The 13703-nt window shown below is 39.5% G+C and carries 12 protein-coding genes and 1 pseudogene; 5 read left to right on the forward strand and 8 right to left on the reverse strand.

Annotated elements, in window-relative coordinates; translation table 11 throughout:
• Positions 1-3: 3 nt before the first annotated feature.
• Together lspA and glmM are read right to left on the reverse strand one after the other, a co-directional pair.
• Entirely contained in the window at positions 4-477 is a 474-nt protein-coding gene (gene lspA / locus P6280_RS02180; RefSeq protein ID WP_283236860.1) for a signal peptidase II, read from the reverse strand.
• Positions 471-1808: a phosphoglucosamine mutase gene (gene glmM / locus P6280_RS02185; protein ID WP_000688352.1), complete on the reverse strand. Its 1338-nt coding sequence runs from the start codon at positions 1806-1808 to the stop codon at positions 471-473. Before glmM ends, lspA begins: the two co-directional genes overlap by 7 nt.
• Before the next feature lie 89 nt (positions 1809-1897).
• Between glmM and rpsT the strand changes: the two genes are divergently transcribed.
• From rpsT to P6280_RS02210, 5 genes and pseudogenes are all read left to right on the forward strand, one after another.
• Entirely contained in the window at positions 1898-2167 is a 270-nt protein-coding gene (rpsT, locus tag P6280_RS02190) for a 30S ribosomal protein S20 (RefSeq protein WP_001273632.1), read from the forward strand.
• A gap of 116 nt (positions 2168-2283) precedes the next feature.
• Positions 2284-3342, forward strand: a complete 1059-nt coding sequence (prfA, locus tag P6280_RS02195; protein ID WP_180398519.1) for a peptide chain release factor 1 — start codon at positions 2284-2286, stop codon at positions 3340-3342.
• A gap of 421 nt (positions 3343-3763) precedes the next feature.
• Positions 3764-4021, forward strand: coding sequence for a hypothetical protein (locus tag P6280_RS02200; protein ID WP_283236861.1), 258 nt, complete (start codon positions 3764-3766; stop codon positions 4019-4021).
• Positions 4022-4032: 11 nt separating this feature from the next.
• Positions 4033-5372: pseudogene (locus P6280_RS02205) on the forward strand (outer membrane protein).
• A gap of 248 nt (positions 5373-5620) precedes the next feature.
• Complete coding sequence (locus tag P6280_RS02210; protein ID WP_283236862.1) at positions 5621-7369, forward strand: dentin sialophosphopreproprotein; 1749 nt, start codon at positions 5621-5623, stop codon at positions 7367-7369.
• 204 nt (positions 7370-7573) lie between these two features.
• Here the strand turns inward: P6280_RS02210 and tlpC are convergent, their stop codons facing one another.
• From tlpC to P6280_RS02240, 6 genes are all read right to left on the reverse strand, one after another.
• A complete protein-coding gene (tlpC, locus tag P6280_RS02215; RefSeq protein WP_283236863.1) occupies positions 7574-9595 on the reverse strand; it encodes a methyl-accepting chemotaxis protein TlpC in 2022 nt (673 codons plus the stop codon).
• A 155-nt stretch (positions 9596-9750) separates the two neighbouring features.
• On the reverse strand, positions 9751-10140 hold the full coding sequence (gene rpsI / locus P6280_RS02220; protein WP_001227270.1) for a 30S ribosomal protein S9: 390 nt from the start codon (positions 10138-10140) through the stop codon (positions 9751-9753).
• Positions 10137-10562: a 50S ribosomal protein L13 gene (rplM, locus tag P6280_RS02225; protein WP_120842100.1), complete on the reverse strand. Its 426-nt coding sequence runs from the start codon at positions 10560-10562 to the stop codon at positions 10137-10139. Before rplM ends, rpsI begins: the two co-directional genes overlap by 4 nt.
• A gap of 170 nt (positions 10563-10732) precedes the next feature.
• Positions 10733-10921 (reverse strand): DUF5408 family protein, encoded by a 189-nt coding sequence (locus P6280_RS02230; RefSeq protein ID WP_001168417.1) that lies wholly within the window; start codon positions 10919-10921, stop codon positions 10733-10735.
• A 5-nt stretch (positions 10922-10926) separates the two neighbouring features.
• On the reverse strand, positions 10927-12279 hold the full coding sequence (locus tag P6280_RS02235; RefSeq protein ID WP_283236864.1) for an FAD-dependent oxidoreductase: 1353 nt from the start codon (positions 12277-12279) through the stop codon (positions 10927-10929).
• 53 nt (positions 12280-12332) lie between these two features.
• A complete protein-coding gene (locus tag P6280_RS02240) occupies positions 12333-13697 on the reverse strand; it encodes an SH3 domain-containing C40 family peptidase (RefSeq protein ID WP_283236865.1) in 1365 nt (454 codons plus the stop codon).
• Between the last annotated feature and the right edge of the window lie 6 nt (positions 13698-13703).

A 13703-nucleotide genomic window follows, 5' to 3' on the forward strand; every position in this document is an offset into this window, starting at 1 on the left:
TAATTATGCCTTAATTTTGTTTTGTTTTTGCTTAAAAAAGAATTGTCTTAACAATAAAACGCCCACGCCCACATCTATCATGACATCAGCGAAATTAAAAATGGCAAAATCAAAGCCATAATGATAATACACATAATCCACCACGCCCCCATGCACAAACCGGTCTAAAACATTAGAAACCCCAGCGCCAAACACCATGCCAAACTCTATCGCATGGTTTTGAAAAAGCTCCTTTTGGCGCATTAAAAAGATAAAAAGCCCTAAAATCAAAAGGATTTGCAAGTATTTCAAACCCCCTTCTAAAAAACTGAGCAAGGAAAACGCCACGCCTCTATTGAACACTAAAACAATATCTATAACCAAACTTTCATAGCGAAACCCCTCTAAAATAGCGTATTTAATCGCTTGATCCACACCAAAAATAAGAAAAAAAACCCCTATAAAAATCAACAGGCTTTTTTTTGTGGTTTTTAGCACAAATGCCCTTCAAAAAACTCTTTTAATTCTTGCATTTTGGATTCTAAAAGTTTTTCATCTTTAGCTTCTAAGAGGATTCGTAATTTGTTTTCAGTGCCGCTATAGCGGATCAAATGGCGGATTTCTAGCTTGTCTAATTCTTTTAAAAGGGTGCTATAACCTTTCAAGCTTTCTAAAGGAAGCTTTTTTTGGATATTCAAATTTATTAGGCTTTGGGGGTATAGTTCAAAGGGGTTTAGCGCAACAGAGCTTACAAGCTTACTTTCTAACACTAACGCGCTCACTTGCAAAGCGCACACCAAGCCATCGCCTGTTTTAGCGTAATCGCTAAAAATAATATGCCCGCTTTGCTCGCCTCCAAAATTGGCCTTATTCAATTGCATGCATTCGCTCACAAACTTATCCCCAATCGCACAATGCTTCAATTCTAAATCTTGGGATTTTAAGTATTCTTTAAGGGCTAAATTGCTCATGCTCGTGGCGACAATTGCTTGAGAAGAAAGGGCGTTTTTAGATTTTTGATAAACCCCTAACACCCCTAAAAGCTTATCCCCATGCACGATATTCCCTAAATTATCCACCACCACCAGCCTGTCAGCATCGCCATCAAAAGCAAAGCCCAGATCCGCGCGGTATTTTTTCACTTCCTGGCTCAACTGGTTAGGGTGTAAAGCCCCGCATTGCTCATTAATATTGCACCCATTAGGCTCATCATTAATCACTAAAACATCAGCCCCAAGCTCGCTAAAAACTACCGGAGCCACCTTATAAGCCGCGCCATTAGCCGTATCTAGCACAATCCTTAAACTCTGTAAATTCAAATGTTTGGGGAAAGAGTGTTTTAAATGCACGATATAGCGCCCTATGACATCATCTATCCTTTTAGCGCTACCGACGCTCTCGCCCACTTTATAGCTAGAATGCAGTAATTCTTCATCATGAAAGATTTCTTCAATCGCTTTTTCTTCTTCTTCTTTAAGCTTATAACCATAAGAATTGAAAAACTTAATACCATTATCTTCAAAAGGGTTGTGGCTCGCGCTTATCATAATACCCGCATCACAGCGCATGTCTTCGGTTAAAAACGCAATCGCAGGGGTGGGCATAGGCCCTATTTGAATCACATTATAGCCTATGGAAGTTAAAGCGCTCACTAAAGCGTTTTCTACCATATAGCCGCTTTTTCTAGTGTCTTTACCAATTAAAATTTTATTCGTTTTAGAATGTTTTTTAAAATACAATCCGGCCGCAATGCCCAAACGCATCACAAACATGGGGGTGAGTTTCACCCCTGCTTTACCCCTCACGCCATCAGTCCCAAAAATTTTCATCGTTATAAAATACCTTTTAAACTATTTTTAATCAATTTTTAGATAGGATTATGCCAAATTTTATATTACAAAGGGATTAAAACAAGGCTATGGCAAATCATAAGTCCGCAGAAAAGCGAATCAGACAGACCATTAAAAGAACCGAACGCAACAGGTTCTATAAAACTAAAGTTAAAAATATCATTAAGGCCGTGCGTGAAGCGGTCGCTGTCAATGATGTAGCAAAAGCTCAAGAGCGTTTGAAAATCGCTAATAAAGAGTTGCATAAATTTGTCAGCAAGGGGATTTTAAAGAAAAACACCGCTTCTAGGAAAGTTTCAAGGCTTAACGCTTCAGTGAAAAAAATCGCTCTCGCTTAGTTTTGGGGCGTTTTTGACTTCTTTAAGCTCAATAATGGATTTTTATTATTGGGCTTCTTTTTGCGTTTTTTAGATTGTTGCATCTTTTATTCACATCTTTTTATAGGTAGTCTTGCATGTCTATTCTAGCTGAAAAGCTTTCTTCCATTCTCAAGCGATACGACGAACTCACAGCACTGCTTTCTAGCACTGAAGTGGTTAGCGATATTAAAAAACTCACCGAATTGAGCAAAGAGCAAAGCTCCATTGAAGAAATCTCTGTAGCGAGTAAAGAGTATTTGAGCGTTTTAGAGAATATCAAAGAAAATAAAGAGCTTTTAGAGGACAAGGAATTGAGCGAACTGGCTAAAGAAGAGCTAAAACTTTTAGAAACCAAAAAAAGCGATCTAGAAACCGCCATTAAGCAACTCCTTATCCCCAAAGATCCTAACGATGATAAAAACATTTATTTAGAGTTAAGGGCCGGCACGGGGGGCGATGAAGCGGGCATTTTTGTAGGGGATTTGTTTAAGGCGTATTGCCGTTATGCGGATTTGAAAAAATGGAAAGTAGAGATAGTGAGCTCTAGCGAAAACAGCGTAGGGGGCTATAAAGAAATCATCGCTTTGATTAAGGGTAAGGGCGTGTATTCAAGGCTCAAATTTGAAGCAGGCACGCATCGAGTCCAAAGAGTCCCTGAAACAGAATCTCAAGGGCGCATCCACACTTCCGCTATCACAGTAGCGATCATGCCTGAAGTGGATGATGTGGAAGTTTCTATCAACCCTAGCGATTTAAAGATTGAAGTGTTTCGCGCTGGCGGGCATGGGGGGCAATGCGTCAATACCACAGACTCTGCGGTGCGCATCACACACCTTCCCACTAATATCAGCGTGAGCATGCAAGATGAAAAATCCCAGCATAAAAACAAGGATAAAGCCCTAAAAATCCTAAAAGCGCGCCTTTATGAAAAACAAATTGAAGAGCAGCAACTCGCTAACGCCAAAGACCGAAAGGAGCAAGTGGGTAGTGGGGACAGGAGCGAAAGGATCCGCACTTATAATTACCCGCAAAACCGCTTGAGCGAACACCGAATCAATTTAACTCTGTATAGTTTAGAAGAAATCATGCTTTCAGGGAATTTAGATGAAGTGATTAACCCTTTAATCGCCCACGCCCAAAGCCAGTTTGAATAAGATTTTTACCCGACACGCCCAAAAGCGATAAAACACCCAAGCATTTTTTTAACCACCCACTCTTGCCAAAAACCCTAGCATGCTTTTTTCAAATTTTCGCCCCACAAAAACAGTGCAAGAGCTTCCGTAAAATCTAGTTAAATATAATTTTAAATTCTATATATATATATATATATATATATATATATATATATAAACACTTTTAAAAAATAAAAAGTTTTATTTAACCCATTCTTAACAAAAAATTCACTTTTTTATGATACAACTCCAAAGCTTAATATTTGTAAAAGCGGATTGTATTCTGCAGAAGCGAATGCATGAAGACAACTCTCAAATTTTGATAGCTCCCTATATTTTTGCACCATGCATGAATGCAATGAGAAAAGAAATTCTTAGGATTTCTCACATTAAGGAGTTTTAAATGAAAAAGGTTTTTTTAGGTATGGCGTTAGCCATTAGTGTTTCCATGGCAGAAAAAAGCGGTGCGTTTTTAGGGGGAGGGTTTCAATATTCTAATTTAGAAAACCAAAACACCACCCGCACCCCAGACGCTAACAATAACACCCCGATAGATACTTCAATGTTTTGCAGCAATCAAACAGCTCCAGCCCAAGAAACGCAGAGCGCTTCCAAACCGGACACTAAAGTCAATCCAAGTGCAATCTGGATGAAAAAATAAGGGAACAAGTCATGAAAAAGTCATTCAAAAAATTAGGCTTTGTTTCTTTAGCGACCAGTAGCGTGCTTTTAGGGAGCATGAACGCTACCGATTTAGAAACCTACGCAGCATTGCAAAAACTATCGCATGTTTTTGGTAATTATGCGGCAAAAAAACCGCTAGTAGCGAACCAACTCCATCAACCCCACCAGCTAAAGAGAAGCCAAGTTCAAGCGGTAGCGGTAGCACACCAAGTTCAAGTGGTAGTAGCGTGGCAAGCCAGCTAGTTAAAGATACCACTACGGTTAATAGTTTTAAGAGTGTGAGCGTGAGTGGCATGAACACCACTTTAAGCGGGGTAGAAACCATGTTTAAACAAACCACAACGATTAGCGCTCTTTTGAATAGCAGTACCGATTTAAGCAGTGTGATTTCAAACGCTCAAGGGCTAAGCAGCACGTTTGGCGCATTAGAAAGCGCTCAAAACACTTTAAAAGGCTATTTGGATTCTTCTAGCGCAACGATTGGGCAATTGACAAACGGCTCTAATGAGGTTGTGGGCGCGCTAGATAAAGCTATCAATCAAGTGGATACGGCTCTAGCCGATCTTGTTACAACTGATACGCAAAAAACGCAAGCCGTTACGTTTGCAACTACCGGTAGCAGCGCTAGTAGCACAACGATAGATGCCATAAATTTCTTAAACGCGCTAAAAACCAATTTAATGGCTCAAAAAGACGCTTTTATGAATGTGCATAAAAACATTCAAACCGCTGTCGCTCAAGCCCAAGCAACCTACAAGCCAAGCGTGATGAACACCAATAATTACGGGCAAATGTATGGGGTAGATGCGATGGCAGGGTATAAGTGGTTCTTTGGTAAAACCAAACGCTTTGGCTTTAGGACTTATGGATACTACAGCTATAACCATGCGAATTTAAGCTTTGTAGGCAGTAAGCTTGGAATCATGGAGGGCGCGTCTCAAGTGAATAATTTCGCTTATGGCGTGGGCTTTGATGCGCTCTATAACTTCTATGAAAGCAAAGAGGGCTACAACACAGCAGGGTTGTTCTTAGGCTTTGGATTAGGAGAGGATTCGTTCATCGTGCAAGGAGAGAGCTACTTGAAATCTCAAATGCAAATTTGCAACAACACCGCCGGCTGTTCAGCGAGCATGAACACGAGCTATTTCCAAATGCCTGTGGAATTTGGCTTTAGGAGCAATTTCTCTAAACACAGCGGGATTGAAGTGGGCTTTAAATTGCCTTTATTTACCAACCAATTCTATAAAGAAAGGGGTGTAGATGGATCGGTGGATGTGTTCTATAAAAGGAACTTCTCTATCTATTTCAACTACATGATCAACTTCTAAGCCTTTCTCTTCTTTCCAACAGAGGGTTTTCTCTCTGTTGGTTTCTTTTTCTTTTTTTTGCGGTGTTTGTTGTGTTGGGGGGCTAGGTTTTTATTTAGAGAGAGGGTTTTTTAAAAACTAAAAAAGCGCTCAAAACAGAACCTTTTGTTTTTTAGGTTTTATTTTTTACTTTGGCTTGTTTTTTCAAAAGTCATTTTGATTTCTAAAAATAGTCTATAATGCTCGCAAGATATTTTTTAAGGTTATAAATGAAGGCTATAAAAATACTTTTTATGATGACACTCAGTTTAAACGCTATTAGCGTGAATAGGGCGTTGTTTGACTTAAAAGATTCGCAATTAAAAGGGGAATTAACGCCAAAAGTAGTGAATTTTGGGGGTTATAAAAGTAACACCACAGAGTGGGGAGCTACGGCTTTAAACTATATCAATGCGGCTAATGGCGATGCGAAAAAATTCAGCGCGTTAGTGGAAAAAATGCGTTTTGGCTCTGGCATCTTGGGGAATTTAAGAGCGCATGCGCATTTAAGGCAAGCCCTAAAATTGCAAAAGAATTTGAAATATTGCCTTAAAATCATCGCTAGGGATTCTTTTTATAGTTACCGCACCGGTATTTATATCCCCTTAGGCATTTCTTTAAAAGATCAAAAAACGGCTCAAAAAATGCTCGCTGATTTGAGCGTGGTAGGGGCGTATCTTAAAAAACAACAAGAGAATGAAAAGGCTCAAAGCCCTTATTACAGGAGCAACAACTATTACAACTCTTACTATAGCCCTTATTATGGCATGTATGGCATGGGCATGTATGATTTTTATGACTTTTATGATGGCATGTATGGATTCTACCCTAACATGTTTTTCATGATGCAAGTTCAAGATTACTTGATGTTAGAAAATTATATGTATGCGATCGATCAAGAAGAGATTTTAGACCATGACGCTTCTGTCAATCAACTTGATACGCCTACTGATGATGACAGAGATGATAAGGACGATAAATCCTTGCAGCAGGCAAATCTTATGAGCTTTTATCGTGATCCCAAATTCAGCAAAGGCATTCAAACCAACCGCTTGAATAGCGCTTTAGTCAATTTAGACAACAGCCGCATGCTCAAAGACAATTCGCTTTTCCACACTAAAGCCATGCCCACTAAAAGCGTGGATGCGATAACTTCTCAAGCCAAAGAGCTTAACCATTTAGTGGGGCAAATCAAAGAAATGAAGCAAGATGGGGCGAGTCCTAGTAAGATTGATTCAGTTGTCAATAAAGCTATGGAAGTGAGAGACAAATTAGACAATAACTTGAACCAGCTAGACAATGACTTAAAAGATCAAAAAGGGCTTTCAAGCGAGCAACAAGCTCAAGTGGATAAAGCCCTAGACAGTGTGCAACAATTAAGCCATAGCAGCGATGTGGTGGGGAATTATTTAGATGGGAGTTTGAAAATTGATGGCGATGATAGAGATGATTTGAATGATGCGATGAATAACCCCATGCAACAACCCACGCAACAAACGCCCACCAACAACATAATCAACACCCATGCAAATGATAGCAAGGATCAAGGGGGTAATGTGCTCATAAACCCTAACAGTGCCACTAACACCGATGACACTCACACCGATGACACTCACACCGACACTAACACCACAAACGATACCAGCACCACTGACACCCCCACTGATGATAAAGATGCTGGCGGCATGAACAATACCGGCGATATGAATAATACCGATACCGGCAACACAGACACCGGCAATACTGATACCGGTAACACTGATGATATGAGCAACATGAACAATGGCAACGATGATATGGGTAACGCTAATGACGACATGAGCAACGGAAACGACATGGGCGATGACATGAACAACGCCAACGACATGAACGATGACATGGGTAATAGCAACGATGACATGGGCGATATGGGGGATATGAACGATGATATGGGTGGCGATATGGGAGACATGGGGGATATGGGTGATATGGGGAATTGACCCCCCAATATCAAAGAGTGATAGCTAAAATTTTAAGGAATGTTTTTATAGTAAAAATGATTCTTTTAAGGTGGTAGGGGGGATATTTTGCGATGAACACCCCTTTTTTAAAGAGCCTTTTATATTAGCGTTCGTTAGGGCGATTAGAAAGCCCCTTGCTTTAGGCGGTTTTATATTTTAGACGCTCAAAATTAAAAGCAGAAATTAAAATTTCTTCTTGCTCACATCTTCTAAAATATCTTGGGAGATCCCATCAATTTTGGTGCTGACTTGTAAAGAATGGTTAGCGATAGTCAAATTATCCTGCACATCTTGTTGCAAGGCGTTAATGGAGTTGTGGATGTTTTCTACGCCCTTGTTTTGCATTTTAATAGATTCAGCGTTATCGGCAATGCTTTGAACTAAAATATTAATATTAGCTTCAATTTCGCTGAGCGATTTTTGCGTCCTTTCAGCGAGCTTCCTCACCTCATCAGCCACCACCGCAAAGCCTCTGCCATGCTCGCCGGCCCTTGCGGCTTCAATAGCAGCATTTAGGGCTAATAGATTGGTTTGATCGGCAATATCTCTAATCATATCCACCACGCTTTTAATGTCTTCGCCTTGAGAGATCATCTCTTGGCTTTTAGAATCAATGGTTGTAATAATATTAGTGATTTCTTCTAGGGATTGAGTGGTGTTTTTCAGGCTTCTTTCTTGTTTGTGAGCGGTTTTAGTCAAGTTATCCACGCAAGTTTTTAAATCTTTGGATTCATGATTGAGCGCGTTTGCAAACCCTAAAGAAGCTTTAAGCATGCTAGAAATTTCTTGCCCTAAAGTGTTGAGCGCTTTTTCCATGTTGGCTTTAGGATTTTGGATGTGGTGGGTGAAATCCAGGTTTTTATAATGCTCTAGGGCGTTATTTAGGGCTTCAATATTGGCACCAATTTGGTTACGAAAATACTGGATAATGCTATTAATCGTATTTTTTAGGGCTTGCAAATCTTTATTTTTAGGCACGCATGCGATTTCTTGCGTGAAATCCCCATTTTCCACATGGTTTGTTACTTCAATGCTGTTTTGAATGGCTTTATTATCGGCTTGAATGCTTTCTTGGGTTTTAAGAATGTTTTCATTGATAGAAGCTTGCATTTGCCCGATTTCATCATAAGCGCTTGGGGGCGTTAGGCTTATGGCATGGTTGTTTTTGGGGTTGTTAAGCAAGTTGAAAAAATCGTTTAGGGTGTTATTGACCCTACTGATGCGTTTGGTTATAAGACTAGAAATAATGATAAAGACTAAAAGGGCTAACACCAGCACGCCTAAAATCAAAGTGGTGATAATAATGAATTTGGTGTTTGTGGCTTCTTTAAAGACTAAAGATTTATTGACATATTTCCCAATTGCCCAACGCCACTGATTGCCGTTATTCCCTTTTCCTTCAAAAAAATCAAAGGGCTGTATGGCTAAAAAGGTTTCTGTATTCCCGCTCAATGAATGGTAGCTCAAAGTGCCTGCTTCGTTTTGATTGTAATACTCCACAGCTTTAGCGACTCTTTTATCCGGATTGATAGCGCTTAAAATCTTATCTTGGATCTTATGATTAGGGTTGATTAAAAGCCTGCCATCTTTCCCCATTAAAAAGGTGTTACTCTTTTTCTTGCCTACCACATCCGTATAAAAAGCGTCAATGTTTAAAAAGAGGTTCAGCGCGCCTATAATCTTTTGATTCTTACCCATTAGGGGGAGGGTAATATCCATGCCATAGATTTTATTGCCATTAATTTCTTTATAGTAGGGATCTGAATGGGTTGTATCTTTGAGCGAATGGATTTGATTGGTCATATTTTCATTGAGTGCGGTATTAGGGTAGGCGATTTTTGAATCCAAATTCATAGCAGTGATAATTCGTTCATTATTATTCGTATAAATCGCGCTAATCAATAACACATGAGGGTTTGCTAGCAAAAACTCAGAGAGCATGCGCCTTTTTAGGGTGTCGTTGATAGTGCTATTTTCATCGCTTAAAAATTTTTCAAGGGTGTTAGCGCCAATAAAAATGCGCTTAATAATGCCTTGAATTTTAAAACTGACTAACTGAGCTTTTTTTTGCAGCAATTCTGTGGCTTGGCTTTGCAACACGCTTTCAACCTTGTAGCTGATAATAACGCCCATAACAGCACTAATCGCAATGACAACCGCACACACCATCATGACAATTTTAGAACCAATTCTTGTAGATCTCATTCCTTTTGCCCTTTTAAAACTAAGTGATAGAGAATGATTATTATACATTATATTTGAAATTTTAATAAAACAAGAGAGAACAAAAAAGCAGAAAATAAAAGAGGGCCAAAGCTCTCCAAAGCTCCCCCCAAAGGAGAGGCAAAAAGAAATAAAAATTACCTTTTGGAGAATTGCGGGCTTCTTCTAGCCTTTCTTTTACCATATTTTTTGCGTTCAACCACCCTTGAATCCCTAGTGAGCAAGCCTTTAGGTTTTAAAACGGCTCTAAAAGCAATATCATAAGCGTTCAAAGCTTTAGAGATGCCATGCCTTAAGGCTTCCGCTTGTGCTGAGTAGCCCCCCCCAAAAACCACCGCTTTAATATCCACAGATTGCTCTTGTTTGGTTAAAAGTAAGGGCTGCATGACTTTCATTTTAATGGCTTCATGCCCGCCTAACCATTGATTCAAGCTCTGTTCATTGATACTCAATTCGCCTTTACCCGGAGTGAGCCACACTTTAGCGATAGCGGTTTTTCTTTTACCGGTAGCATAGATTTTTCTCATTTAGCGTCCTTTTTGCTAGTTTGTGCGGTGTGAGGGTGCTTATCATCACGATAAACTTTGAGTTTTTTAATCATCGCTTTCCCTAATTTCGTTTTAGGGAGCATGCCCCTAACGGCTAAGTGGTAGAGCTTTTCGGGGGTTTTTTCTAGCATTTCTTGGAGAGTCTTGCTCTTAGTGCTACCAAAATAGCCTGAATGGGTGAAATACTCTTTATCCTCTAATTTCATGCCTGAAAATTTAACCTTATTAGCGTTGATAACCACCACAAAATCCCCACAATCCACATTAGGGGTGTAAAAAGGGCGGTGTTTGCCTCTTAAAAGCACAGCGATTTCAGTGATCAAGCGACCAAAAACTTTGTCTTTAGCGTCTAAAACGACCCAATCATGAACGATGTCATTGACTTTAGCAGTCTTTGTCATGAGAATCCTTTGATAAAATTAAAGCGAATATTATAAGGAAATAAGCTTAAATATTGCTGAATTTAAGGAAAGTTTAAAGTTTAAAAATTTTCTTTTAACTAAATCCCCAAAAGACCGCTTGATAAAAAATAGGTTCTTTACTATTTGATCGTAAAAATACCAAAAAGCCTTTATTTTTGCTCCTGATTAAGCCTTTCTTCTATCTTTTTAATTTGGTGGCTCATTTGAGCGCTCGCGTTGATTTGATTGATGAGCATGTAAAGGTTTATCATCATCAAAAGCACCACCACAAGCCCTAAAAAAAACACGATTTTAACGGCTTTTTTAGCGATCTCTAGGGCTTCTTGTTCTTTTTGCATGCGTTTTAATTTTCCAATTCTTCTGGGGATAAATCTTTATAGAAGCGTTCTAATTCAAAGCTCTCGCCCAAATACGCAGCGATTTCTTGAGAGTCCACAAGGGCGTTTTGCAAGCAACTCGTCGCACCTGGAGAAGGGGTCATGTTAAAAGTGATGCCTTTATGGGTGCAAATCTTTTTTTCGCCTAATTCTAACTTTTGCTTGGTTCTGTCTAAAACTTGCGGGCGCACTTCGCCAAAACCATGAGCGTATTCTAAATCTTCTAGGCTAAGAGAGGGGATGATTTTTTGAGCGTCTTTTAAAAATTTCCTTTTACCGATAACGGGTAATTCAAAAACCATGTTTTTAAACACATAATTACGGATTTCTTTATCGCTCATCAAATCAAACGCAATCTTAAACACATCTTTATTCAAATCCATTTTCAACAATTCCAAGCTAATGCCCTTAAGCCAGCATTTGTTTCGTTCTAATTTAGGCATCGTTAAAGCCGTAGGCCCGATTCGTGTTTTTCCTTTAATGACGGCATCAGGGTCGCCATGCACGGCTGCAAAAGGGAGTTTAGGGTTTTGAACGGTATAAACCTTACCCCTTAATAAATCCGGCACAAAATAAAAGCTACCCGCCACAGGCAAGCACCCTAAATCCAGGCCATAACCCATGCTCTGAGCCAAAGGCAAAGCGTAAGAGCCGGCATTGACTAGCACGAATTTAGCATACACTTCTTCAGTGTCTTCTGAAATGAGCGCGTAAGTGTCGTTGCGTTTTTCAATCTTTTTCACTTTGAAATTCAAAAACACCTGGTTGTTAGGCTTTAATTTTAGGGCTTCTTCAACGAAGTTTTCGCTCAACTTCGCAAAATTCATGGTGCTCCAATCTTTTTGATACCCATGCCCGATAATGTTTTCATGCCTGTCTATGCCATTAGCCCCTAAAATCACATTAGGCTCTAATTCTTTAATCTTTTGTTTGTTAAATTCTTCTAACCCCACAAAGATTTCTTTAAAGGATTCGTAGCGTTTTTTCATGAACTCGCATTCTTCATCGCCCACGCCTATAGCCATTTTCTGGGTTTCAAAAATCACTTCATTTTGCAAGCCTTTATTGAGCGCGTATTGCCTGGTTTTATAAGCGCTCAAACGCACTTTTTTAGCTTTTTCGGGAGTGTAATTCGTTTCAATAGAGCCATCATGAATGGTTTGTGAATTAGCCTTAGCGCTGGAGCTGATTTGAGCTAATTTAGAGCATTTTTCCACGATAGCCACGCGTTTTAAAGAGCTGTATTCGCTCAAAGTATAAAAGGTCGCACACCCTGAAACCCCACCTCCAATAATCACAGCATCAAATTCCATACTCATTGTCTTTCTCCAAATGTTTTAAATTGATAAATCGTAATCATAGTATAAGAAAATCAATTCGCCTTCAAAGGGCTTGAAGTTTTATTGACAAAATCTTTCAAATCGCTCATTCCAAGCACCCTATCAATCAATAATTTCTTTTTAGAAAACGCCCCGTTATGTTCTTCAGCTAGCCATAATGAAGTGATCACCACGCCTCCTATTTTATGGCTCAAGGTTTTAAAATGCTTTTGGGTTTGCACCGACCAAATGCTGTGAGCGACTATCGCTTGATGGTTGTGTGCGCCTAAATAGAGCATGATATGCCCTTTTAAATAGATGAGCGTTCCAAAAGGCGTGGCGTTTTTAAGGATGTAGTTTTCTTTTTCTTTGGCCTTCATGGAGCTTAAATCCACATAATTGTTCGCATAACGGCTTTGTGCGTAGGAATTTCTGGGGAGTAAAATTCCAAAATTAGCAAAACTATCCCTAGTGAAAGCCGAGCAATCCCTATTACCCAATAGCCCACCCCAGCCGTATTTTTGCCCTAGCATGGTGTCTATAAAATACGCCATGTTCTCGCTAGTAAAAGCTTTAGGGAAAACAAAAAAATCCTTTTCTTCTAAAATCACGCTTTGTAAAGTTGCATAGCCCTTAGCATCCCTCAAAAAACCATAGGCTTTTAATCCCTTTTTTGGGGATTTTTCGGGCGTTTTTTGACTTTGGGGGATGAGAGCGAACAATTCGCCCACTCTGGCATTGGTGTAAAAATCCCCATAGTCTGTATAAAGGGGGATTTTATCCTTTATAGGCATGACATAATCTTTAAGATGAGTTAAAAGCTCTATGTCTTTATCATGCATGTAAGCTAAATCGCTAACTTTGATCCAACCATAAACAAAACTGCTTTGAATGTGGGCGTAAGTTTTATCCGTGTTGAAATGCGTGATTAAAACCGGCGTGCCTTGAAAAATCAATGAATTTTGATACCTGTCAAAAGGGTAGCCTTTTTGAGAGAGGTAAAAAGGCTTGTTGGTAGGCACAGCCCTAACATCGCTATCTCGCGCTACAACAGCCTTAATCTTAACGCTAGGGTAATGCTCAATATCCATGTTTTTAATGAGCTCATCATTGAAAGCTTTTGCGTTGGGTTTTAGATCTTCGCCATAACCGGTGGATTTATTCATCTCCTTAAGGATCCAAAACACTTCTTTTTTATTGCTTTTGACTTTCATGTCTAGCCATGGGGAATACCACGCTTTGAGATAGCTCTCTTTTAGATTTTCTCTTATCGTTTGGGGGTCAATATTATTACCGCCATTTTGAGAGCTTGCAAGATAGCTTGAAGCCTCTTGGGGCAAGGATAAATCTTTGAGCGTGAAATCCTTTTGCATGCAACCCACAAACAAAAACAAGAAAACTACAAGAAAATAACGCATGCTTTA

It is taken from the genome of Helicobacter sp. 219-2 (genome assembly GCF_030053225.1).
In the GTDB taxonomy this organism is placed as follows: domain Bacteria; phylum Campylobacterota; class Campylobacteria; order Campylobacterales; family Helicobacteraceae; genus Helicobacter; species Helicobacter pylori_C.

Excerpts from the sequence above, each read along its gene's own strand:
- prfA (WP_180398519.1), top strand. The coding sequence starts at position 2,284 with ATGTCTATTCTAGCTGAAAAGCTTTCTTCCATTCTCAAGCGATACGAC.
- P6280_RS02240 (WP_283236865.1), bottom strand. The coding sequence starts at position 13,697 with ATGCGTTATTTTCTTGTAGTTTTCTTGTTTTTGTTTGTGGGTTGCATG.
- P6280_RS02210 (WP_283236862.1), top strand. The coding sequence starts at position 5,621 with ATGAAGGCTATAAAAATACTTTTTATGATGACACTCAGTTTAAACGCT.
- rpsI (WP_001227270.1), bottom strand. The coding sequence starts at position 10,140 with ATGAGAAAAATCTATGCTACCGGTAAAAGAAAAACCGCTATCGCTAAA.
- glmM (WP_000688352.1), bottom strand. The coding sequence starts at position 1,808 with ATGAAAATTTTTGGGACTGATGGCGTGAGGGGTAAAGCAGGGGTGAAA.
- P6280_RS02200 (WP_283236861.1), top strand. The coding sequence starts at position 3,764 with ATGAAAAAGGTTTTTTTAGGTATGGCGTTAGCCATTAGTGTTTCCATG.
- tlpC (WP_283236863.1), bottom strand. The coding sequence starts at position 9,595 with ATGAGATCTACAAGAATTGGTTCTAAAATTGTCATGATGGTGTGTGCG.
- rplM (WP_120842100.1), bottom strand. The coding sequence starts at position 10,562 with ATGACAAAGACTGCTAAAGTCAATGACATCGTTCATGATTGGGTCGTT.
- P6280_RS02230 (WP_001168417.1), bottom strand. The coding sequence starts at position 10,921 with ATGCAAAAAGAACAAGAAGCCCTAGAGATCGCTAAAAAAGCCGTTAAA.
- P6280_RS02235 (WP_283236864.1), bottom strand. The coding sequence starts at position 12,279 with ATGAGTATGGAATTTGATGCTGTGATTATTGGAGGTGGGGTTTCAGGG.
- rpsT (WP_001273632.1), top strand. The coding sequence starts at position 1,898 with ATGGCAAATCATAAGTCCGCAGAAAAGCGAATCAGACAGACCATTAAA.